The organism is Nitrincola lacisaponensis, from assembly GCF_000691225.1.
Lineage (GTDB): Bacteria > Pseudomonadota > Gammaproteobacteria > Pseudomonadales > Balneatricaceae > Nitrincola > Nitrincola lacisaponensis.
The window spans coordinates 173,599-197,242 of record NZ_JMSZ01000021.1; the positions used below are offsets into that span (position 1 = coordinate 173,599).

At 51.3% G+C, this 23,644-nt stretch carries 22 protein-coding genes; all 22 read left to right on the forward strand.

Features of this window, described 5'->3' with window-relative positions:
* Positions 1-141 precede the first annotated feature (141 nt).
* The 22 genes from ADINL_RS07960 (at position 142) to ADINL_RS08060 (ending at position 23,596) form a co-directional block, all read left to right on the forward strand.
* Entirely contained in the window at positions 142-2,322 is a 2,181-nt protein-coding gene (locus tag ADINL_RS07960) for a TonB-dependent hemoglobin/transferrin/lactoferrin family receptor (protein WP_036546102.1), read from the forward strand.
* A gap of 52 nt (positions 2,323-2,374) precedes the next feature.
* Positions 2,375-2,917: a heme utilization cystosolic carrier protein HutX gene (gene hutX / locus ADINL_RS07965; RefSeq protein ID WP_239644353.1), complete on the forward strand. Its 543-nt coding sequence runs from the start codon at positions 2,375-2,377 to the stop codon at positions 2,915-2,917.
* Between the two features lie 52 nt (positions 2,918-2,969).
* Positions 2,970-3,803: a heme/hemin ABC transporter substrate-binding protein gene (locus tag ADINL_RS07970; protein WP_036546105.1), complete on the forward strand. Its 834-nt coding sequence runs from the start codon at positions 2,970-2,972 to the stop codon at positions 3,801-3,803.
* The gene (locus tag ADINL_RS07975; RefSeq protein ID WP_036546108.1) at positions 3,803-4,837 is read left to right on the forward strand and encodes a FecCD family ABC transporter permease; all 1,035 of its coding nucleotides are present in this window, start codon (positions 3,803-3,805) and stop codon (positions 4,835-4,837) included. The genes ADINL_RS07970 and ADINL_RS07975 overlap by 1 nt, the downstream gene beginning before the upstream one ends.
* 1 nt (position 4,838) lies before the next feature.
* Positions 4,839-5,633 (forward strand): heme ABC transporter ATP-binding protein, encoded by a 795-nt coding sequence (locus tag ADINL_RS07980; RefSeq protein ID WP_036546110.1) that lies wholly within the window; start codon positions 4,839-4,841, stop codon positions 5,631-5,633.
* Positions 5,634-5,653: 20 nt separating this feature from the next.
* A complete protein-coding gene (gene hutZ / locus ADINL_RS07985; protein WP_036546113.1) occupies positions 5,654-6,178 on the forward strand; it encodes a heme utilization protein HutZ in 525 nt (174 codons plus the stop codon).
* A 109-nt stretch (positions 6,179-6,287) separates the two neighbouring features.
* The gene (locus tag ADINL_RS15945; protein WP_161667740.1) at positions 6,288-7,688 is read left to right on the forward strand and encodes a TonB-dependent receptor plug domain-containing protein; all 1,401 of its coding nucleotides are present in this window, start codon (positions 6,288-6,290) and stop codon (positions 7,686-7,688) included.
* On the forward strand, positions 7,592-8,848 hold the full coding sequence (locus ADINL_RS15950) for a porin family protein (RefSeq protein ID WP_152547645.1): 1,257 nt from the start codon (positions 7,592-7,594) through the stop codon (positions 8,846-8,848). The genes ADINL_RS15945 and ADINL_RS15950 overlap by 97 nt, the downstream gene beginning before the upstream one ends.
* Positions 8,848-9,924 carry a cytochrome-c peroxidase gene (locus tag ADINL_RS07995; protein WP_036546116.1) on the forward strand — a complete coding sequence of 359 codons (1,077 nt, stop codon included), beginning with the start codon at positions 8,848-8,850 and terminating at the stop codon, positions 9,922-9,924. The genes ADINL_RS15950 and ADINL_RS07995 overlap by 1 nt, the downstream gene beginning before the upstream one ends.
* A 211-nt stretch (positions 9,925-10,135) precedes the next feature.
* Positions 10,136-12,352: a TonB-dependent receptor domain-containing protein gene (locus ADINL_RS08000; protein ID WP_036546119.1), complete on the forward strand. Its 2,217-nt coding sequence runs from the start codon at positions 10,136-10,138 to the stop codon at positions 12,350-12,352.
* Between the two features lie 197 nt (positions 12,353-12,549).
* The gene (locus ADINL_RS08005) at positions 12,550-13,773 is read left to right on the forward strand and encodes an efflux RND transporter periplasmic adaptor subunit (protein WP_204368214.1); all 1,224 of its coding nucleotides are present in this window, start codon (positions 12,550-12,552) and stop codon (positions 13,771-13,773) included.
* Positions 13,773-15,716: a MacB family efflux pump subunit gene (locus ADINL_RS08010; RefSeq protein ID WP_036546122.1), complete on the forward strand. Its 1,944-nt coding sequence runs from the start codon at positions 13,773-13,775 to the stop codon at positions 15,714-15,716. Before ADINL_RS08005 ends, ADINL_RS08010 begins: the two co-directional genes overlap by 1 nt.
* A 130-nt stretch (positions 15,717-15,846) precedes the next feature.
* Positions 15,847-16,350 (forward strand): DUF2271 domain-containing protein, encoded by a 504-nt coding sequence (locus ADINL_RS08015; RefSeq protein ID WP_036546125.1) that lies wholly within the window; start codon positions 15,847-15,849, stop codon positions 16,348-16,350.
* Complete coding sequence (locus ADINL_RS08020; RefSeq protein WP_036546129.1) at positions 16,347-17,168, forward strand: DUF4198 domain-containing protein; 822 nt, start codon at positions 16,347-16,349, stop codon at positions 17,166-17,168. Before ADINL_RS08015 ends, ADINL_RS08020 begins: the two co-directional genes overlap by 4 nt.
* The gene (locus ADINL_RS08025; RefSeq protein WP_036546131.1) at positions 17,165-17,491 is read left to right on the forward strand and encodes a hypothetical protein; all 327 of its coding nucleotides are present in this window, start codon (positions 17,165-17,167) and stop codon (positions 17,489-17,491) included. The genes ADINL_RS08020 and ADINL_RS08025 overlap by 4 nt, the downstream gene beginning before the upstream one ends.
* A complete protein-coding gene (locus ADINL_RS08030; RefSeq protein WP_036546134.1) occupies positions 17,491-17,994 on the forward strand; it encodes a hypothetical protein in 504 nt (167 codons plus the stop codon). Before ADINL_RS08025 ends, ADINL_RS08030 begins: the two co-directional genes overlap by 1 nt.
* 1 nt (position 17,995) lies before the next feature.
* Positions 17,996-18,874 (forward strand): metal ABC transporter solute-binding protein, Zn/Mn family, encoded by an 879-nt coding sequence (locus ADINL_RS08035; RefSeq protein ID WP_036546137.1) that lies wholly within the window; start codon positions 17,996-17,998, stop codon positions 18,872-18,874.
* On the forward strand, positions 18,871-19,560 hold the full coding sequence (locus ADINL_RS08040; protein ID WP_036546141.1) for a metal ABC transporter ATP-binding protein: 690 nt from the start codon (positions 18,871-18,873) through the stop codon (positions 19,558-19,560). Before ADINL_RS08035 ends, ADINL_RS08040 begins: the two co-directional genes overlap by 4 nt.
* Positions 19,560-20,438: a metal ABC transporter permease gene (locus ADINL_RS08045; protein WP_036546143.1), complete on the forward strand. Its 879-nt coding sequence runs from the start codon at positions 19,560-19,562 to the stop codon at positions 20,436-20,438. The genes ADINL_RS08040 and ADINL_RS08045 overlap by 1 nt, the downstream gene beginning before the upstream one ends.
* On the forward strand, positions 20,435-21,214 hold the full coding sequence (locus ADINL_RS08050) for a metal ABC transporter substrate-binding protein (RefSeq protein WP_036546146.1): 780 nt from the start codon (positions 20,435-20,437) through the stop codon (positions 21,212-21,214). The genes ADINL_RS08045 and ADINL_RS08050 overlap by 4 nt, the downstream gene beginning before the upstream one ends.
* A gap of 5 nt (positions 21,215-21,219) precedes the next feature.
* Positions 21,220-21,813: a PepSY-associated TM helix domain-containing protein gene (locus ADINL_RS08055; RefSeq protein ID WP_239644355.1), complete on the forward strand. Its 594-nt coding sequence runs from the start codon at positions 21,220-21,222 to the stop codon at positions 21,811-21,813.
* Between the two features lie 46 nt (positions 21,814-21,859).
* Positions 21,860-23,596 (forward strand): flavodoxin domain-containing protein, encoded by a 1,737-nt coding sequence (locus tag ADINL_RS08060; RefSeq protein ID WP_152547646.1) that lies wholly within the window; start codon positions 21,860-21,862, stop codon positions 23,594-23,596.
* The last annotated feature ends 48 nt before the right edge of the window (positions 23,597-23,644 follow it).

Sequence of the window (23,644 nt, forward strand, 5' to 3'; positions counted from 1 at the left end):
CTGTCCACGGAGTGATTCATGAACAATTACTGGTTTGAGTTCGTCTGCATTGGCGTTACCGCCTTGTGTGCGTCCATGTTCCTGTTGCCGTCACAGCTTCCTGTCTGATTTCCCATGTATTTTTCTCAGGCGGGCAGTTAGATGAAAAGCAATACCCATTATCCTCGTCGTATTCTGGTTCTGGCTGTTGGTATGGCCGTCTCCGGTGTCGCATGGGCTGATGTGACCGCGCCAGTGTCTTCGCGCACATCACTTAAAGAATTGACAGTGACTGCTTCACATTCAGAGCAGGATGTTTTGAATGTTGCCAATACGGTGTCAGTGATCACTGAAGAGGATATTCAGAAGCAGCAGGCGGCTGATATTCAGGATTTGATGCGCTATGAAACCGGTGTGTCTGTGCGTGCGCAGCCGATGCGTGCGGGAGCTGCTATGGGTACTACCGGGCGTGGAGGTAACGAAGGTATCAATATCCGTGGACTCGAAGGCAATCAGGTTACGCTTCAGACCGATGGTGTGAGGCTTCCTGCGCGCTTTGAGTTCGGTCCGACTGTATCGGGCCGCGGTGATTACCTGGAGCCGGAAGGCTATCGTCGCGTGGAGGTTCTGCGTGGTCCGAGTTCGACGCTCTATGGTAGTGAAGGTCTGGCGGGTGCCGTGAGTTTTGTCACCAAAGATCCTGAGGATCTGCTGACTCTTGGGCAGGATACCCAGGTGAATTTGCGCGCAGGTTACGCCTCTGAAGATAAAAGCTGGTTTTCGGCGCCTTCGTTTGCGGCGCGGAATGACAATCTTGCAGGTATGTTGCTGTATACAGCGCGTGATGGCCAGCAAACACGAAATCAGGGGGCGAATGCCGGTTCCGGCACAGCTCGTACGCTCCCCAATCCGCAAGATATTGACAGCGAATACTGGCTAGCCAAACTGGTTTGGGATGTCTCTGAAGAGCATCGTCTGAAATTTACCGCTGAAAAACTGAACCGCTTTACTGGAGCGGACGTGCTGACTGGAGTTACGTCGTCTGTTTCTTCTTTGCGAGCAGATGATCGGGTTCGGCGAGATCTGCAAAAGCTGGATTATATCTATCAATCCGATACCAATCCCTGGTTGCAAATGGCGCGCGTCGGCATTTATCAGCAGGATAGTCAGAATCGTCAATTCAGTGACGAGCGTCGCCCTGTTTTGGGCGACCGAACGCGCGATAATGAATACAGTGAGCGTATTCGAGGTGTCAATGCTGTTCTCGAAAGTCAGTTTGGTACAGAGGATGTGCGCCACACCTTGCATTACGGGGTTGATTTCTCGACCACAGATGTACAGGCGATGCGCCTGGGTACGCCGGCAGGTACCAGCTTTCCGGATAAGCCTTTCCCGGACACGGATTACCGTTTGTTAGGTGTGTTTGTTCAGGATGAGATTGCCATAGGGCGGTTAAGGATTATTCCTGGTCTTCGTTACGACAGCTATAAGCTTGATCCGCTGGCGAATGATCCGCTCTATCGAGGGCTGGAGGTTGCGGCACTGTCGGATAGCGCTGTATCCGCCAAGCTGGGTGCCGTCTGGCAGCAAGCGCCGTTACTGAACTGGTTTGCCCAGTACTCTGAAGGCTTTCGTGCGCCTACACCCTTTGATGTGAATAGTGGGTTCACTAATCTGAGCAGTCCTTTCTTTGCTTATCAGACAATCGCCAATCCGGATCTTCAGCCGGAAACCAGCAAAATGTATGAAATAGGTTTGCGTGGGCGCGATGAGCAGTTGCGCTATAGCGTCAGCGTATTCCGTGCAGACTATAAAAACTTTATTGAAAACGTTGTGGTCAGTGGAAGTGGGTCGCCTGCAGATCCTTTGACCTATCAAAGTATTAACCGCAGCAAGGTCATCGTAACCGGTGTTGAGGGAAGTTTGCGCTGGAAGCTGGATCCGGTCTGGGCGGTATCAACAGGGGTGTCCTGGCATCGAGGCGACAGTCGTGAAGATGGAGAAAAGTCTCCGCTTAGAACCATCGATCCAGCTAAATGGATCGCAGGTCTGCACTATGACCAGGGTGGCTATTATGCTGATTTAATGCTGACGCATGTTGAAGCGAAGAAGCGTAACCCTGATCCGGATGGCTATACGCCTGGCAGCTTTACGACGCTTGACTTGATGGGTGGCTGGCAGATTAACCGTAATGCCAGTATTCAGGCAGGGGTGTTTAACGTCACAGATGAAAGCTATACCTACTGGGCTGATGTGCGCGATCTTGGAGCAACCTCTTCAGTGGTAGATGCCTATACACAGCCAGGGCGTAATTTCAAAGTGAGCTTTAATTATCAGTTCTGATCACCTGATCGGACAGGGGCAATCTTGTCCGCTCCGGCCAGGGGTAATTGTAATGAATATGATGAGGCATGATCTGGAAGCTATGATGCAAGAGCAAATGATTGAGCAAGTGGCACAACTCTTAAAGGAGAAGCCCCAGTTACGTCCAGTTGAGATGGCGGCTGTGTTGCAAACCAGTGAGTGGATGGTTGTTGCATCCTTGCCATCAAATCTGGTGGCTACTTTGCCGGGTAAGTTTGCCGAGGAAATTCTACAGACGCTTGCACACTGGGGACATGTGACCACTATCGTAGAGCGTGCTGGTTCTGTATTCGAGTTCAAGGGAAGTCTGCCAGAAGGCAAACCTGGATTTGGTTACTATAACCTGATGGGAGAGGCCGGTCAGTTGCATGGGCATCTGAAATTGGATGCGGTTGCGAATATCGCGCTGTTAAGCAAGCCTTTGCGTGGCAAGGAGGCGCATGCGGTAGTGTTTTATGATCATGCAGGCGATTGCATTTTCAAGGTCTATCTGGGGCGTGATCCGCAAGGCGTCATTTATGCGCATCAGCTTCAGGGTTTTGAGCGTCTTAAAGGTCTGGCCTATGCGGGTTAACACTGTGCGGATGTGGGGCGGCGCCCTTGCCTCCTTGTTGCTGATATGCTCAATGCAGGGGTGGGCTGCTGATGCGCCCGCTGAGAGGGTGATTTCAGTAGATGGTTCCATCACGGAAATTGTCTATGCGCTGCAACAGCAGCATCGCCTGGTGGGGCGTGATACGACCAGTACCTGGCCGGAAGTCGCGCAAGATTTGCCTGATGTTGGTTACATGCGGCAACTTTCGGCCGAAGGGATTTTGTCGTTACGTCCAGATCTTATTCTGGTGACCGCTGATGCTCAGCCACAGTCTGTACTGGATCAGTTGCAACAGGCTCGGGTCGATATCCGGGTGATTCCCAATGCTTATACGCTGGCCGGTGTTGAAGATAAAATCATTCAGGTGGCTGATGCGCTGGGTGTTCGTGAGGCGGGTGTTTTACTGGCAAGTGAGGTGGTTGAGCGGACAACTGATTTGCTTGCTGAGTTGCAGGCTCAAAGTGACTCGCCGGTTAAGGCGATTTTCGTCATGAATGCCCATAATAGTAGCATGATGGTTGCCGGAAAGGGCAGTCGTGCAGATGCGTTTATGTCTCTGGCGGGAGTGATTAACCCTTTTTCGGATGTGATCAATAATTTCCAGAACGTATCGGGTGAGGCGCTGATGCAGGCCAATCCGGACATTATTATTACACTGGATGAAGTCGCTATACCTGGATCAGGTATCGAGCGTTTGTTAAGTGATCCTGCTGTGCGGCGAACCGAAGCTGGTCGCTCTGGGAAAGTTGTTGCAATCGAGGCACGATGGCTTAATTTTGGCCCTGACTTGCCAAACAGCCTTGACTCGTTGGTCTCTCGTGTCAAAGCGATGAGGTCCAGGGGCGAATCCCAGGGGGATAGTTGATGCAGCGATTAATGTCATCCCCTCAGCTCGCCACTGGGCTCTTGTTGCTGGCACTAGTGCTGGCTTTTAGTGCGTCTCTGACACAGGGAGCTGTATCTCTGAGTGTTTGGCAGGTTTACGGCACCTTGAGCGGTTTGCTGGACGATGCCTATGCTCAGCTGGTGATCATTGATATTCGCTTGCCACGGGTTGTGCTGGGGGCAATTGTCGGTGCCGGGCTGGCAATTGCCGGGGCGGCCATGCAAGGGCTGTTTCGCAATCCGCTGGCTGACCCTGGTCTGGTCGGTGTTTCCAGTGGCGCCGCGCTGGCTGCAGTAATGGTCATTGTTCTGGGAGGTTCCTGGCTGAAGCAATGGACCGCCTTTTGGGGCTATTTTGCACTGCCTGTGGCGGCATTTGCGGGTGGCTTGTTGGTGACAGCTGTTATCTATAAAGTCTCTACGCGTAATGGTCGCACTGATGTAGCGCTTATGCTTCTCGCAGGGATCGCCATCAATGCGATCACAGGGGCAGCCACCGGTATCATGACCTACTTTGCAACCGATGAAGAGTTAAGAACCCTGACTTTCTGGTCAATGGGCTCTTTGGCCAGTGCCAGTTGGGTTGATGTTGCCATTGCCGGCTTTCCCATACTCTGTGCCTGTGGCTTGTTACCCTTGTTTGCGCGACCGCTGAATGCCTTTTTGATGGGGGAGAGTGTTACCCGGCATAGCGGATTTGATGTTCGACGGATGAAGCGCCTGGTGATTTCGTTGACGGCGCTGGCTGTCGGGGCGGCAGTAGCGGTGAGTGGTGTGATAGGTTTTGTCGGACTGGTCGCACCACATTTGGTCCGCTTACTGGTAGGTCCGGATCACCGCTGGGTGCTGCCGTTGAGTGCCATGATGGGCGCTTTTCTGGTGGTCGTCTCTGATATTTTTGCGCGCTTGTTGATCAGTCCGGCTGAGTTGCCTATCGGCCTGGTCATGGCTGCTATAGGTGGACCTTTCTTCTTATGGTTGTTATTGCAGCAGCGTGCTCGGGTGGGGTTTTGAAATGCTTAGTGCTCATGACATTACGCTGAAACTGTCGGGTCGGGATGTTCTGTCGCAGGTGAGTATCGCTGCTCCACCAGGACAGATGCTTGCCATTATGGGACCTAACGGGGCAGGCAAGTCTACCTTGCTGAAAGTGCTCAGTGGCGATTTTGCATCAGTAAATGATCAGGTGGCCTTGAATGGCCAGCGATTAAGTCACTGGCGTGATGGCGCTTTGGCGCAATTCAGAGCCGTGATGCCCCAGTCTGTGCAGTTGAATTTTGCATTTACTGTCGAAGAGGTGATCGAAGCCGGTATTCGCCATCCGATGTCATTGCAGGCGCGTCAGGTGCATATCGGCCGGATGCTGGAGATGTTCGATGTGGGACATTTGCGGCAACGAAACTATTTAACGCTCTCTGGTGGTGAGCAACAGCGTGTGCAGCTGGCCAGGGTGTTGGCGCAACTGGAGGCCATGCCTGCGTCTGCGCCACGTTACTTGCTTTTGGATGAATGTACGTCGAGTCTTGATTTGAGTCATCAGCATCAGGTTTTCAGTGTGCTGAAAGCCTGGGTGAGCACAGATCAGTCCGGTGTCATTGTGGTACTGCATGACTTGAACCTGGCGGCTCAGTATGCGGATTCATTACTGTTAATGGATCAGGGTCAAGTTGTTAAGCAGGGAAGTGTACATGATGTGTTGCAGGCTCAGGTGTTGAGTGATGTGTATCGTTATCCGGTACAGGTGATTGAACACCCGGCAGGTTGGCCCTTGGTGATTGCTGGTGTGTCAGCATCATCTGTCTGTCCCTAAATAGTGAATGGAGAAATTTTATGAACGATGATACTCAAGCATTGCAACAACGTCTGTTACCGGAAATCAGAGCTTTTCGGGATGCATGCCAAACGTTGATGATGGCAACGCTGGATCAGGTCGCTAACCCGAATGTCAGCTATGCACCCTTTGCTTTGCAAGAGGATGGTTACTATGTGCTGATCAGTGAAATTGCCCGCCATGGTCAGAACCTCCAGCAGTGCAATCGAGTTTCGATCATGCTGATTGAAGATGAAGGTCAGTCTCGGCAGGTCTATGCGCGTAAGCGTCTCACGTTCGATGCTATGGCGGATGAAGTGCCAAGAGACTCTGCTGACTGGGTGCGTGGTGTTGCCGCGTTACAGCAGCGTCAGGGAGAGATTGTCAATAATTTGTCTCAGCTGGGTGACTTCCATCTGTTCAGGCTGGTTCCTGAAAAGGGTTTATATGTCAAAGGGTTCGGGCAGGCTTTTACAGTTTCAGGTGATGAGCTGGTCGACTTTGTTCATTTGAAAGAAGGGCACCGCAAGTTGAAAGCCTCTTAAGAAAACGATTCACTTTTATTTAATAGATAGCCAGCCCAGGTTACGTCTCCAGCCAGCCATTTTCTTGCCTCGTTAGCCGGCTTTATGCCGGCTTTGTTCGGATTAAATGATGAAAATGGTGCGTTCATACTGGCAGGTTCAGCGAATCCTGCTACCCGCCAGTTGCGTTTTATTGGCTTCGGTTACGGTGATGGCTGATACGGAACAGGATGATGATTCAGCTGCTTCTGCACAGGCTCAACATCAGCTTCCTGTAATACAGGTTCAGGCAGGTGGTTATGCAGGACTGGACCAGGGTCAGCAGGTTTACGAACGCGACTTGCTGCAGGTGCTGCCAGCAGGCAGTGGCGATATTTCTAATGTACTGAAATTGCATCCGAATGTTCAGTTTGATGACACTCAGTCGAGTGGTCGTACACCCGGTGAGATAGACCCGGCCAACATCAGTATTAATGGCGCTGTGTACTGGCAAAATCTGTTTCTGCTGGATGGAATGTCATTTACCAATGATCTGGATCCGGTTCAGGGCAACCCGCTCAGCATGACTGATCTGCCAGGACGCAGTCAGGGACTGGCGCTCGATCTTGAGCTGGTTGATCAAATAGAGGTGCTGGACAGTAATATTAGCGCCCAGTATGGCGGGTTTAATGGTGGTGTTATCAATGTTACGTCGAGGAAGCCTGCAGACCGTTTAGCGGGTCGGATATCTGTGCAGCACAGCGGTTCAGACTGGACGCGTTACCATATTGCCGAGGCTGATCAGTTGGCAATGGAGAATTCAACTTCTGCTGTTCGGCAACCCGAATACAGTAAATGGATTACGCGAGCAACCCTTGAGGGACCTGTAACGGATGATCTTGGATTGTTGTTCAGCTTTTCCCGTAAAGAGTCAACGATACCGTTGAACCTTTACAACAAGGGTAGCTACGAGTCGCCTGAGGGTGGTTTTGAACGAGATCAGCAGCGTCGCATTGATAATTTCTTTTTAAAAGCGCACTGGCAGGCGACGGATGATTTAATCCTGGATGCATCCCTGACGCATGCTCCACAGCGTAATCGTTACTTTATTGCAAATGGTAAAGATTCTGGAACTGATATTTTATCAGGTGGTTACACCGGTAATTTAAAGTTTGACTGGAATTTAAGTGCAGGTCGATTGGTTCAAACCCTGGGTTTCAGTGATCTGGAGAATTCCCGAGAGACGGAAACCAGTTATTTTCGTGGCTGGCGCTGGTCGCCAGAAAAAAACTGGAGCAGCCCTGGTGCGGTGGCAGCAACCCACCTGAGTTCAGAAGGTGGTTGGGGTAATCTCGACAGTGAGCAGCGTCGGTTTAACTACCAGGCAGATATGCTCTGGAACCGTTGGATGACTGGTGTGGTTGAACATCAGTTGAGAACAGGTGTTGAGTTGGGGTGGCAGCGGGCATTTTACGGCGTCCAGAGGAGTTGCGTCATGGTCTGCAGCTGGCTGCGACCAGTAGCTGTATTGAGACGGAATGGTGTTCTTTAAGTCCTACACCGCAGTTTGGTGGGGCGGGTCAGGCATTCAGGCGCTTGTCTGTACATGAAGCAGGTGAGATCAGTTATGAAACCACTCAGTGGTCGGCCTATCTGGAAGATACGCTGAGCTGGGGGCGGTTACAGTTGCGCCCAGGTATGCGTTACGATGCCGACAGTTTTATGGAGCAGAATACCTGGTCCCCGCGCCTCGCGGCTGAGCTGGATGTATGGGGGGATCGCCGAACCCGCATCAGTGCAGGCGCGAATCGCTACTATGGACGAAATATGCATGCCTATCGTCTTAATGAAGGGCGTAACGCGATGCAGTACACGCTTAATCGAGCCAACGGAGGCCAGCAATGGAGTGCTCCTGTTCGAACACTGAGCAATACGCGCTTGCATGAACTGAAACTGCCCTATGATGATGAGTTGATGCTGGCAATTGATCAGCAGTTGGCTGGTTGGCAGTGGAGCCTGAAGTATGTGCAGCGAGATGGTAAAGATCAGATTGTGAAGGCACGGAATACGCACCTGGGATTGGATCCGGGTACGGGCGACCTGATGGCCAACTATTTCACTTACAGTAATGATGGTAGTAGTCATAGTGAAACGCTGACCCTGACAGTCTCACCCCTTGAAGCGATTCGATGGGGAAACACAGTGCACCATGTGCAACTGGCAATGGACTGGAGTGAAGTGACACGGTCACATCGGGATTACAGTAACACGCAAAGCCTGACAGAGTTGAATGATCCGATGATCCGCTACAATGGCCAGTTTATGCGTTACTCAGAGCGGCCTGCCGATAATTTTAATCGTCCCTGGACCGCGCGGTTGACTGCTGTTTCAAGCCACCCGGCGACAGGTTTGAGCATGACCAATTTTCTGCGGTATCGGGCCGGCTATCGCAACATAGGAGCAACAGGTGATGTTGCCGAATATGAAGGTAGCCCGGTTGCTGTGTGGGAAGGGCGGCAATATAAGTCAGCGATCAACTGGGATATGCGTTTAGGGTGGGAAAAAGCACTGCGTGGCAATAGTGCTGTTTTTGCGAATCTGGATATCTACAATGTACTGGATAAAGTCAACCTGGTTGACATCGCCACAGGTGATATTCCGGTTTATGAGACTGGACGCGAGTTCTGGCTGGAGTTGGGATACCGCTTCTGATGTTCTGGGGAACCCCTTGGGCGCTGGTGCCTTTGGTCCTGGTTATTCTGGTCTTGAAAGATTGCCAGACGACCTCGTCTGAGTCAGTTACCTTAAGCCTTCGTGAGCAATATGCGTTGTCCCCTGAGTTTTGGCCCAAACCCTGGATAGAAGAGGGTGTGCTCTGGCAGGAGCTGGGGCCCATTCCGCTGCTGGAACCTCAGCGTCCTGAAATTGTGGCGTTGGGGGAAAAGCTGTTCTTTGATCCGCTCTTGTCGGCTTCTGGTCAGATTGCCTGCGCTTCCTGTCATGAGCCAGACTTGGCCTTTGCTGATGGTCGAAGAGTGTCTTTTGGCCATAATCGGGCGGCAGGGATGCGCAACTCACCTTCAATTTTGCTGAGTGGACACTTTGATTCTCAGTTTTGGGATGGGCGAGCAGCTACTCTGGAGCAGCAGGTGCTCATGCCGATAGAAGATCCGTTAGAGATGGCTTTTTCACTATCGGGTTTGCGTGACAGGCTTTCGGATACGCCAGATTATAGCGAAGGTTTCTTTGCTGTATGGCAGGACAAAGTGATAACAACGGAGCGCGTGTCCGAGGCTTTGGCTGCTTATATTCGCAGCTTGCCCTGGCGCAGCACGCCCTTTGACCGTTTTCTGGCGGGCAATACGGGGAGTATGTCGGAGCAGGCCATCGAAGGGTTGCATCTGTTCAGAACCAAAGGGCGTTGTATGAATTGTCATTCCGGACCGCTGATGTCGGATCAGCAATTTCACAATCTGGGACTGACATACTATGGGCGACGCTTTGAAGATTTGGGGCGCTATGGGGTGACAGGCAGGCCGGAAGATGTGGGTGCCTTTCGTACACCGACATTGAGAGGTGTCAGTCGAACAGGCCCCTGGATGCATAATGGCTTATTTCCAAATCTGGACGGTGTGTTGCGGCTTTATAATGCAGGCATGCCTCGCCCCGTACCTGATTCGCAAACGGGTGATGATCCGTTGTTCCCGGTGACCTCGCCTTTGCTTCAGCCTTTAAATCTGTTAGCAACAGAGTTGCAATCACTTAAGGCCTTTCTGGAATCACTTTAGTTTGCATTGTCACGGGAACTTTACATCTTGTAACGAAACTTTATCTGAGTGATAATGATTCGTATTGAACTTATTGATACGTGAAGTGTCGCGCATAGCCAGCCAGCCCTCCAGGTCAGCCAGCCAAAGTGCCAGACGTTTGTCAGTCGTTTTAAATTGACAGACCATGCCAGCCTTTTTCCGGCTAACAATCAATCATTTGGAGTGGTGAATGAGACATCTCAGGTTAAAACTTTTGGCGGTTTCCATTGCATCGGTTACTGCAGCAGTTAGCGCCAACGATGCACAAGTACGTCTTGATAACCTGGTTATTAGTGCATCCGGTTTTGAGCAGAAAATCACGGATGCGCCTGCCAGTATCTCTGTTGTGACACGTGAAGAGCTGGAACAGAAAAACTTTTCCAACCTTGCTGAAGCCTTGCGTGATGTGGAAGGGGTCGATGTGCTGGGTAATACCGGTAAAACCGGAGGCCTGAACATTAGTATTCGCGGTATGCCTTCTGATTACACGCTGATTCTGATTGATGGTCGACGTCAAGGAGCAGCAGGCAATATTACGCCGAATGGCTTTGGTGAGATGTCTACCAGCTTTATTCCACCGGTGAATGCGATAGAGCGTATCGAAGTCATTCGAGGCCCTATGTCGACGCTCTATGGTTCTGATGCTATTGGTGGTGTTGTCAATATTATTACCCGTAAGGTGGGTAATGAATGGACCGGCTCCTTGACTCAGGAGTTCACCTTCCAGGAAGAAAACGAGTTTGGTGATAATCGTAAAACCAGCTTTTATACCAGTGGGCCTTTGATAGAAGACCGGCTTGGATTGACGCTGCGAGGCAGCTATTTTGAGCGTGATGAGTATAACCTCACGGCACAGGGTGTCGGTGGGCAGGAGATCCTGCTTAACTCTCGTGGTCAGAGTAAGGTTGAAGCGGAAATTTACACCTTTGGCGGTCGCCTGGATCTGATAGCACATGAAAATCATGACCTGTGGTTTGATTTCGATATTTCCCGGCAGACTTATGACAACGGGACACCGGATAACCGCAAGTTGAGTGCCAATGATACGCCGACTAACTGGCGTGGTTATGCTGATGAGTTAAGACATGATCGTGATCAGTTCAGCATTGGACATACTAGTCGAGTCGGAGCGGGAACCTGGGAGTCCAGTCTGATGCATAATCAGACCGAGACTATTGGCCGGACCATTCCGGGTAACCCGAACAATCCGACCAACACAGGTATTCCGGGTAAAAATGTGGCAGATCCGCGTGAGCTGGAATCTACTAACCTGATCTTTGATACCAAGTATATGCAGGCTATCGGTGATCGCCACTTCTTCACGGTGGGTGGTCAGTACTGGAAAGCCGAAATGATTGATGGTGTTGCTCTCAATAAGTTTAAACAGGATGACTGGTCACTGTTTGCCGAGAATGAATGGGCGGTCACCGATGATCTGATGCTGACGCTCGGTGCGCGTTACAACCATAATGAATTCTTTGGTGGTCATATTACTCCGCGAGCCTATGCGGTTTATAGTCTGGATCAGAACTGGACTGTGAAAGGGGGCGTGAGTACCGGCTATAAAACACCAAACATTGATGCCTTGTATGATGGTGTTAACGGTATTACCGCACAGGGTGCAACTGCAACAGTTGGTAACCCGGGCCTTGATCCGGAAAAAAGCATCAATGGTGAGCTGGGTGTTTACTTTCAGCAGGATAATGGCTTCAGTGCCAATGCAACCCTGTTTCAGAGTCGTATAAAGGATCGTTTTAGCAGTACAACCCGCTACAACTGTAATTACACTGGCGCTACCAACCCAATCAACCCACCGCCAGCGGACTGCTATAACCTGGTTGGGTTTGATAATCAGCGCAACGTGGGCTGGACTGAAAACCTCAATAAGGCACGTTCTGAAGGCCTTGAGCTGGCCGCTCGAATTCCGTTAGCACCTGCGTGGAATCTGTCGGTTAACTACACCTATACTGAAACCGAGATTGAAGATGAAACTGGTCAGGTAGTCGGTGAGTTGAGTGATACGCCGCGTCATCTTGCGAATGCCCGCTTGAGCTGGCAGGCAACGCCGCAGGCGAATCTCTGGCTGAGCGCCAGCTATCGTGGAGAAAGTCGCCGTTTTAATACCTTGCCAGCAGAGGGAACTGATAACCGTGCGCTCTATGATGCACTGGGTGATATCAAAGCCTATGCTTTGCTGGATCTGGGAGGCAGTTATCAGTTGACACGTAACCTGCGTCTGAGTGGCACGGTCGAAAATTTGCTGAATAAAGACTTCCGGGCATACAAGGCCTATGAGTGTTCAACAGGTACTTGTTACGGTAGCGAATACAGCCATCAAACACAGTCAACCAAAGGGGCAGTTCTGGATGGACGCCGCTTGTGGTTGTCAGCCAACCTGAGCTTCTAAGCTCACGCAACACCCTCTTCATCAACATTTCACCGCCGAGCTAACCCTCGGCGGTTTTTTGTATATGGATGTACTTATACCCTGAAGTGCATGGATGCATAGTAGCAACTGTAAATTATTGTAAAAACGCTGCTTGTTGATTGCTGAGCCGGTAGGATTTTCTGGATAATGATCCTGATGGCTTAAGGAATTGAATGATGGCGCATGCAAAACCAAAACGATATCTGTGGCGTGGATTGTTACTGTTGACTGCCAGTGCGGTTGCACTGGTGTCCTATTACCACTATTACCATCGTGAGGTGGATGCTTCTGTGGCCTATGCGACAGTGTCGCAAGGTACGATTGAAAATCTGGTCACTGCTACAGGTCGACTACAGCCGCGCGATTATGTGGATGTGGGGGCTCAGGTATCAGGGCAGTTGATGGAAATTTATGTCGAAGTGGGCGATCAAGTCGAAGCAGGTCAGCTACTCGCTGAGATTGACTCAACAGTGTACCTGGCCAATGTCGAGGCGTCGCGTGCTCAGCTGCGCAATCTTGAAGCGCAAATGATTGATCGCCGTGCACAACTGGAATTGGCGGATATTCAACTGCGCCGTCAACGCCAGCTGGTTGAAACGCGTATGGCTTCACAGGAGTCGCTGCAAATTGCGGAAGCTACACAGCGCTCTGCTGCAGCCCAGGTTCAAGCGCTGGCCGCTCAGATAGAGCAGACGGCATCGTCCTTGCGTGCTGAAGAAGCGCGACTCAACTACTCACAAATCTATGCACCCATGTCCGGTACAGTGGTCGAAGTTGTTGCCCGGAAAGGGCAGACTCTGAATGCTACCCAGCAGGCCCCCACCATTCTTCAGATAGCAGATCTTTCCGTGATGACTGTGCAGGCGCAGGTGTCCGAAGCGGATGTGAATCGCTTGCGTCAGGGCATGACAGCCTATTTTACGACTCTGGGTGACCAGAGCCGTCGTTGGACCGGGGTCTTGCGCCGTATTGAACCGACACCTCAGGTGGAAAATAATGTTGTCTTGTATAACGCATTGTTTGATGTGGAAAATATTCAGGGTGCATTGTTCCCGCAAATGACCGCTCAGGTGTTCTTTGTTCTTGAGCGTGCCGAAAATGTTGCGGTAGTACCGGTTAGTGCAGTCATGCGTGTCGAGCAAAGTCGCACTGCTGAAGCTCCCGGAACGGGTAATCGTACAGCTGTGTCAGGCCGCCCAGGCACTGTCAAGGTGTTGACCTCGGAAGGCCAGTCCGAGATGCGTGAAGTGCTGACAGGTATTTCCAATCGAGTGCAGATTGAAATCAAGCAGGGTCTGGAGCCGGGAGAGCGCGTTTTGCTTCCTGCCGGTACCACTGCTGTTATGTCGACTTCCGCACGCAGTCAGGCGAGCGGCATGGGTCCGATGAGGATGCCCTGATGGCTGATAACACGCCCTTGATCGAATTGCGTGATCTCTACCGGACGTTTCGTAACGGTGATACTGATATTGATGTGCTGAAAGGCATTAATCTGCGCATTATGCCCGGTGAGTTTGTTGCCATTGTCGGTGCCTCCGGTTCCGGGAAGTCCACTTTGATGAACCTGCTGGGTTGTCTGGATAAACCATCAAAAGGACAGTATCTGTTTAATGGGCAGGATGTGGCCTCTTTTGATGCTGATGCCCTGGCTGCTTTGCGCAGGGAGGCCTTTGGTTTTGTGTTTCAGAGCTATAATCTGCTGCCTGGTGGTACCGCGCGTGATAATGTTGAGGTCCCGGCTGTTTATGCAGGTACGCCACGATCTGAGCGTCATCAGCGTGCTGAAGCCCTGTTGAACCGACTGGGTCTGGCAGACCGGATGGATCATCAGCCGGGGCAGTTGTCGGGTGGTCAGCAGCAGCGTGTGTCCATTGCACGGGCGTTGATGAATGGTGGACAGGTCATCCTTGCTGATGAGCCTACAGGTGCACTGGATAGCCAGACAGGCGAAGAGGTGATGGCCCTGTTTGCCGAGTTGGCCGCGCAGGGACATACGCTGATATTGATTACTCATGACGCCAAGGTGGCGGCGCATGCTGACCGTGTCATAGAAATCAGTGACGGTGTCATTCTCAGTGATCCTGGCCCTGTAGAGCCTGTGGCCGCTGAATCAGGTGCAATAGCACCAACTGATCTGAATATCCGCCCTGGCAATATGCTCAGTAATCTGGCTGAAGCCTTGCGCATGTCGCTGAGTGCTCTGACCAGCAATCTGTTTCGCACCGTCTTGACCCTCCTGGGAATTGTCATAGGGGTTGCCTCAGTGATTACCATGCTGGCCATAGGAGACGGTGCCCGGCAATCGATTGTGGATCGTATCAGCTCCATGGGTAGTAACCTGCTATTGGTTCGACCTGGAGCACCTAATCAACGTGGCTGGGGCACGACCACCCTGATTCCTGAAGATGCTTATGCTGTACAGGCGCTTGACGGTGTTGTTGCCGCTATTCCCGAGCAGGGTGGTACTGTCACCCTGAGAGCGGGTGGTCGTGATCACCGTACTGAAGTGATGGCGACCTCCGCGGCCTATTCGGATGTACGTAACTGGCCCGTCAGTCAGGGCAGCTTTTTCTCTGCTGAAGATGAACAAAACTTTGCCAGTGTTGCGGTGTTAGGTCAGACAGCTGCTCAGGCAATTTTTCCGGGGCAAAGTCCGCTGGGAGAGTATGTCATGGTGGATAACGTACTGTTTCTGGTGGTGGGGGTGATGAGTCCGCGGGGGGCTTCACCCATGGGGCGTGATGAAGATGATGTCATCATTGTGCCCTTTGAAAGCGGTGGTGTGCGTCTGCTGGGACGCCGTTATCTGCGAACCATGACAGTCGCGGTTGCCAGTGATGCCGATATCTATGCGACTCAGCAGGCGGTGCATGATCTGTTGTTGATGCGCCATGGTGTTGAGGACTTTCAGATACGCAATATGGAATCGATTATTGAATCGGTTACTGCAACACAAAACACCATGACGCTATTGCTCGGGTCGATAGCGGCTATCTCCTTGCTGGTCGGTGGTATCGGTGTCATGAATATTATGCTGGTATCGGTAACAGAGCGTACACGTGAAATCGGTGTGCGCATGGCAACCGGTGCACGTACCGGCAATATTATGCAGCAGTTTCTGACCGAAGCTGTACTGGTCTCGGCGCTTGGTGGTGTGCTGGGGGTGCTGATAGGGCTTGGAGTGACGGCATTGCTGGCGCGTCTGGGAACCGATGTGGTATTCAGTGCCATGCCGGTGATTCTGGCCTTTGGCTGCGCCTTCATGACGGGTCTGGTGTTTGGTTATTTGCCGGCTCGTAAAGCGGCTCATCTTGATCCGGTGGTTGCGCTGGCGTCGGAGTAATTTCAGAGGTTTACACTTCTTTACATTTACCTGCCGCTAATGCTGTTTACAATAATTATCATTAACATTAAAGTGTTGATTATTAATCATTTGAATTTACTCTACTGATTGTTTCGGAGCTGAGTCCCTCATGAATAAAGGATGGGTGTTGGGTATTGGGTTGGTGATGGGTTTGCATCACTCTGCCTGGGCGCAGGAGGCGGTCACCATTGAAGTGACGCTTCCAGCAATTGAGGGGCCTATGTATTACCGCCCTTACGTAGCAGTATGGGTTGAGAATGATCAGGGTGAAGTGGTGAAAAATATTGCTCTGTGGAGCAAAGAACCCGATTGGTTGAAAGATATGCGGCGCTGGTGGCGTAAAACTGGCCGCTACGGTGGAGCCGATATTGATGCAGTTTCGGGTGCGACACGCCGGCCCGGGAGTTACTCGTTGAGTTGGGATGGTATGGATGCTCAGGGACAGCCATTGTCTCCAGGTCGTTACAGTGTTCATGTTGAGGCAGCACGTGAACATGGAAGCCGCAGTTGGGTTCAGGCTGATATTGAGCTCGGCAGTGGCCCGAAAAAGTACACCATTGAGCCAAGTGAAGAGCTTGGTGAAATTCACATTATGACAGGAGTGACACCATGAAAGCGGTAAAAAAACTGGTCTCGGCGACGGCAATCTCTCTGGTGCTGGTCGGTACCGGTGCCCAGGCGCATCCCATGTGGATGTTGCCCAGTGAGTTTAATCTTTCCACAGATGAAGGGCACTGGATTACAGTCGATGCAACCGCTTCTCATGGTGTTTTCAGTTTTGACAAGCCAATCAGTCTTGCCAATGTGACGATTTATCGTCCAGCAGGTGAGCGTCAGCGGATGGGAAGTTACTTTAAAGGTGAACGTCGCAGTGTGTTTGATTTGCAGCTGAATGATCAGGGTACCTATAAGGTTGAGTTGAAAACACCTGAGCGTTACATGACCCGGTTTGTAGTCGGTGGTCGTGACACCCAGCGCCGTATTATGGCGAACAAGCTGGAGGCTGCCTCACAGCTGCCGGATGAGGCTCGTGAGGTGGTGACGATGGCGATGCAGAATATCAGCGTGTTCTATGTCTCTCAAAAGGCTCCCACTCGTACAGTTCTTGAGGTGACCGGTGAGGGCTTTGAAATGGATGCCATTACGCATCCCAGTGACATCGTGGTAGGCGAACCAGCCAGTTTCCGGTTCACCTACAACGGTGAGCCGCTTGTTGATACGGCTATAGAGGTTGTTCCGCATGGTACGGCCTACCGTTCTTCCCGTCAGCAGGTTGATCTGCAGACTGATTCAGATGGTCGTGTCAGTTTTGTGCCGGAAATGGCAGGTCCGCATCTATTAAGCGCTAATGCCCGTTTTATGGGAGATGGGGTTCTTGCGGATGAAGTGGGCGTGAATTTCCTGTTCAGTTTTGAGGCGATCCCGCAATGATTGCTGCGGTTAATACAAGGTTCTCTGCAGCAGCGCTGGGGTGTTTGCTTGCAGTTTGCACGTCATCGGTCTGGGCACATTATCCCTATATGGACTGTGCACGTGAGGGAGATGGTATTCGTTGCGAGATAGGCTTCAGTGACGGAACATTTGCGGTGGGTAGCGACGTGGTGGTGTATGACTACGATGAACGTGAACTGGCCCGCGCCACAGCAGATGAGCATTCACAGGTCTATTTCGATTGGCCTGATGGCGAGTTTTTTATTCAGTTCGATGCCGGACATGAAGACCCGGCTGAGTATGACTATGTGGAACTGAAATAATGCCGCTGAATGGCCATAATTCTCCGGTTGGCGCAACCCACTATAAGGATGCGCCGCATACTCAAGTCGTAGTGGCAGATGATGGCAGGCGTGAAAGTCTGTGGGTCTGGTCACTGATCCTGCTCGTGCTGGCGCTGGGTGCTACAGGTATCTACCTGCGTCAGGTGCCCCAGGTCACCTCACAGGACGAGATCTTGATGACCCCCTCACAGTCACAGCAGTTGGTGTCCCTCTCGATAGCCCTGGAAGAAATCCGCTTTGTTGCTTCGCCGCCTTGGCCTTCACTTGACGAGCTGGTCAGCCTGGGTGTGGATCTGTTCGTGCCGACCGCGGAATATCTCTGGCATCAGCCTGGAGCAGGGTGTTATCAGTGGGTCTCGTTGCACCAACAGGGGGACTTTTTGCTTCGTCTTCAGGATGGAGCAATTTATTGGCATGCCGGTGCTGTAGAGCCTTTGAATCATTGTCAGCCAGATAACCACTGGATTTTATTGGAAAACTAAGATGAAAAGAGTACTTCTGGGAGCTTTGTCGCTGTTTTTGTGCATGACAGCCCAGGCAGACAAGTTGGTGGTCGGTATCACACTTCACCCTTATTACAGTTATGTCAGTCAGGTTGCTGGTGAGCGTGCGGAGGTGTTGCCAGTTATAGAAAGTGGGTTCAATCCCCACAGTTATGAAATGCAACCATCTGACCTGCGGCGTTTATCGCGTATGGATGCGCTGGTTGTGAACGGGATCGGTCATGACGAATTTGTCATGCATGCATTGGAAAATCTAGAACTGCCTAATCTGACCGTGATTTATGCAAATCAGGATCTGCCACTGCTGTCGTCCGGGCGAGGCAGTAATAGTTATAACCCACATACATTTGTGTCAATCGATGCTGCCATTCGTCAGGTCTATACCATTGCACGTGAGCTGGGGCAGCTGGATCCGGATAACGCGTCTTATTACCAGGCGAATGCATTACGCTATGCCCGTGAGTTGCGCGCGATGAAAAACCGCTATCTTGGCAGAATTCTGGAGCTGGATTTGTCTGGTGTGCGTATTGCCAGTACCCATAATGCCTATGGTTATCTGTTGCAGGAGTTTGGCATAGGTATTGATACGGTGATCGAGCCAGCCCACGGTGTGGAACCCAATGCGACACAACTTCAGGATACGATAGAGCGCATTCGTGCTGCAAATATCCGTGTCCTGTTTACCGAGCTGGACATGGAAAATCGCTATGTCAGTGTGATTGAGGATGCGACAGGTATAGGTATTTACCACTTTTCCCATATGACCCATGGTGAGTACGATGCGGATCTGGTCATGCGGGAAATGGAGCACAATCTTGCAACACTGGTCAAAGCGCTGACTACGGCAGTGTCTCCATGATGGGGCCGGCTATTGAGGTACAGTCTCTGTCATTGCAGTTGAATCGAGTCGTACTGCTGGAGCCGATTTCGGCCATGTTCAAGCCTGGACGATTGCATGCCATCAGTGGTCCGAACGGTGCGGGCAAGTCATCATTTATTAAATGTCTGTTAGGACTGATGCCCCATACAGGGCAGGTGTTACGGCACTGGTCCGGGCGCCCTGGACAGATTGCCTATGTGCCTCAGCAGAGTGCCTTCGAGGCATCACTACCGGTGACCATTGAAGAGTTTATGCTGACATCCATCACCCGCTGGCCGCTGTTTTTCAAACGTCGTGATGCCCACCTGCAGAGGATTGATGAGTTGTTGCAACGTGTTGGCCTGGCGTCTAAACGCCATTTACGGCTGGGACAATTGTCTGGTGGAGAGCGGCAGCGGTTGCTGTTTGCTCAGGCTCTGGAACGACAGAGTCTGCTTTGGTGTATTGATGAACCGATGACCGGCCTGGATCAGGCTGGCCAGCTCAGCATGACAGCTGAAATTGCACAGTTGCGCGACCAGGGTGCCACGGTGTTCGTTGTTCACCACGATATGGAATGGATCCAGCAATATGCGGATGAACTCTGGATCATTGAAGGAGGGCTTGCGCAGCATCGTATGGTGTCTCGCAAGCAGAGCTCGCTGATAGCAGAGGCCTGTGCCTGATGGAAATGTTACGTCAGCTGACTTATCAGCTTTATGCATCAGGCTATTTGCCAGAAATGTTTCAGTACGGTTTTCTCACCAACGCTCTGGTTGCGGCCTGCATTATGGGGCCGATTCTCGGGGCTTTGGGGCCCTTGGTCGTGGTTAAACGCCTGGCTTTCTTTTCTGAAGCTGTTGGTCATGGTGCCTTAACGGGTGTGGCGATCGGAATTCTTCTGGGTGAGCCAGTGACACAGCCTCTGGTTGCTTTATTTTGCTTTTGTACGCTGTTTGCTCTGCTGTTGCATTGGATTAAAAGCCGTACCCAAGTGCCCTATGATGCCTTGGTGGGGGTCTTTTTGTCTTTTGCGATTGCACTGGGCGCTGCATTGCTGCTCTATGTGGCTAAACGTGTGAATGTCCATATTCTCGAAAATGTTCTGTTTGGTTCAATCCTGACTGTAAGAGATATGGATATTCTGGTGCTGCTGCTGATTGCACTTATTTCAGTCTCCTTGTTGCTGTATTCCGGTAACCGGGCTCTCCTCGCAAGTCTGTCACCTGAGCTGGCACGAACCCGGGGAATTTCGGTCAGGCTTTATGATTACGTATTCGTATTGCTGATCGCACTGGTGACTGTAGCGTCAGTTAAAGTTGTTGGTGCCATCCTGGTCGGTGCGTTGCTCCTGATTCCGGCGACAGCGGCACGGATGATCAGCCGTAATGGACGAGAGTTTTTCTGGTTTTCGGTCATTTTTTCAACTCTCAGTTGTTTGCTCGGTATCTTATTACCGATGGCTGGTGCGATGCCGATACCCTCGGGGGCCGCTATCGTGATGATCGCGTCTGCATTCTTTATTTTGGCTTTAGGTGTTCGTCGTTGGAGAAAGGTGCAATGAAATATTTGCGTAAGCTTGCCCTGACAGTTTGCTGTCTGTTCAGTCTGTCACTGCATGCTGAGACTGCGGGTCGGGTCGTCAGCGTGATGCCAGTAGTGCATTTGATTGCTCAGGAGCTATTGCAGGATACCGGTATTGATGTCGTATTCCTGGCTCCAGAGCGTTTGCCGATCAATCGTATTTCCGGTTGGCTGCGACGGGTTGACAGTCAGTCTTTGACAGAAGCTGATGTCGTGATCACGGTTGAATCTGTCTGGCCATCGCTGGAACTCTACCCACTCATGCGTACTCTGTCGATCAGGACCATACCCATTGATCTGGCGACTGAACTGTCACCTGGTGGTGCCCGTGTGCTCATGCGTCCGGATGCAGCGCTGGAAAGTGAGTTTTTCTGGCTGGATCTGAATAATCTGACACAGATGATTAATGTCGCTGCACGAGATCTGGGGCGGGTGTGGCCTGAGCACGCTACGACCATAGATCAAAACCGTTTTGCACTGCAACGAGCCATCCAGCAGACACAAATTCGTATAGATAATCAATTGGCTGAATCAGGTGTAACCACCCTGAGTCTGGCAGATGAACGTCTGATGCCTTTGGCCTATACACTGGGTATTCCGCTGGTTGCGGACGCTGGTGATCTGTTGATGACCTCGACACCAGAGCCCGATACGGAAAGTATCTGGGTGATTGAAACGTTGCAACGCCTGAGCGTTGGCTCTTTGCCTGAGTGGCTTGTCAGTCTTGAAGCAGCAATTCAGGTTAACCGTCCGTGAGTTTGATGCTACAACTCAATCGTTGGGTGCGCTGGTTGCATGTTTACAGTGCAGTTCCGGTGTTACTGTCGATGGTGTTTTTTGCTGTCACAGGTTTTTTTCTCAATCATCCGGAAATGTCGCTGGGTGACACGCGTAGTCAGCAACTGGAGGTTCAACTCCCGGATGAGATTATCGAGCTGGACTGGCAGGAAAACCCGACACTTTACAGTCTTCGTGTACTGACATGGCTGGATGAGGTGCATGCCGTTCGTGGTGTCAGGATCGAGCTGGAGTGGGAGGAAGACGAACCGCTGTTGATGCTGGTGCTGGAAGGGCCTAATGCCAGTCGTTCTGTAGAAGTATACCCGGATGAAGGTCGGGCAGAGGTGTTTTCGTTGACGCTGCCGTTAATGCAGATGCTGAATAATGTGCATCGGGTTAAAAGTGTCAGTGAAGCCTGGCGTTGGTTTTCAGACCTTTCAGCGGTGCTGATGCTGATATTTTGTCTGACCGGGTTTTGGTTGTTGTTTATGAACCGGCTTCAGCGCGTTTCAACAATCAGTTGGGTGTCTGTCGGCAGTGCTGTATTTGTGCTGATTATCTACCTGATGCACTGAGAACTGAACGGTGACTGGATTGATACAAACACTTGTAAAACGGTCTGTGCTCATAACACCCTTGCTGGTCTGTTGGACTATGGGGTTGCTGGCGATGACCGGGTTGCTGTTGCTGTCAATGCAGCTGGATGACCGGTTTTTTCCAGATGCGCAAGTCTATTATATAACATCGACAGAGCAGGGCGTGCTCAAGCTGCTACAGCAGCTTTTTTGGCTATCAATGGCCAGCTTGTGTGGGGCACTGGGTTTGCTTTTGACTACGGGTCTGAAGCAGCACTGGCGTTATATCCTGCTGTTGATGCTGGCCTTGTTGTCGTTACTGCATCTGAATGCATCCCTGTCGTTATCTTTCGTCCACTCCGTTTCATTCAGGGATATTGCGCCACTGATCCTGTTGCTAGGGTGTTTGATCTGGTTAGTCCGGTCATCCGGAAAATCGCAATTTGAGCCGAAACGCTGGTTGATTGCCTATGCCAGTCAGACAGGAAGCGCTATGCAGCTTGCCAACACTCTGCATCAACGTATTCTGCCGCACAGTCAGCTCTGTTGCTGTTCTCAGTTGGATGTTGAGCGCTTGTCAGATTACGAGCATGTGTTATTTGTTGTCAGTACTTGTGGTCAGGGTGATGCGCCGGATACAGCTAAAGCGTTTATGCAGCAGCTGCAGCAGGCCGTATTACCGAGTAAACCTGCAGATTTTAGCGTATTGGCATTGGGTGACAGCCATTACCCGAGTTTCTGCGCTTTTGGTCATCGACTGCAACAGCTGATGCTGGCGAAGGGGTTTCAACAGCTTTTGCCACTGGCAGAAGTGGATCAAATGGATATGCAGTCTGTGAATGACTGGTGGTTACAGCTTCCGCTTCAGCATCAAGAAAGTGCTTCTGATCCAGTACACTTGGCATATAGTACTGCCACGCTGGTGCAAAACCAGTGTCTGAATCCTGAGCAGATATCGCGACATGTGCATCATTTGCGCTTGCGGCATGCAGATTTGAGCTATCAGCCGGGGGATCTTTTAGCCATTTTACCCAGGATTCATCCTGAGGTGATTGAGCAACGGTTATCCTTGCTGGGATGGTCCGGAGATGCTGAAGTCTTTTATCACGGTCAAGCTGAACGGCTGGGCACCCTGTTATTAAAGCTGGACTGGACCGACCAGCAAGCGGCTACCCCTCAGGCATTGATTGATCAACTAAAACCACTGCATGAGCGCCTTTACTCCATTGCCTCTTGTACTGAGGGAGAGGTCGATCTGTTGGTGAGAAAATACCGGCGAGCCGATGGCAGTACCGGAAATGCGTCAGGTTATCTCTGCAGCCTGGTACCTGGTGATCCTGTACTGGCCAGTGTGCGTGTGCATTCTGGATTCCATCTGTCACATGATTTTCCATTAATTATGATCGCAGCCGGTACCGGTATCGCACCATTTATAGGTTTTCTGGCCCAGTGCCAGCAGAGAGGCTCAACGGCGGGTCATTGGTTGTTTTTCGGTGAACAGTTCCCTGAACATGATGCTTACTTTGCCGATGCACTGTCGGACTTTCAGCGACAGGGCGTTTTGTCGCAGCTTGACTGTGTCTGGTCTCGCCAGTCTGGAGAGTATGTGCAAGACCGCCTGCTGCAAAAACAGGTAGAGTTACGCGAGTGGATATTACAGCGCAACGCGCACATCTATATCTGTGGCAGTTTGTCTGGTTTTGGCGAGTCCGTCATCCAGACGCTGCAGCAGTTATTTGACAGTGAACTTATGAAGGAAAGGTTGCATACAGACTTGTATTGATTCTGCCAGAGCATAAACCACGACACGACTAACGTCCCTATATTGCGA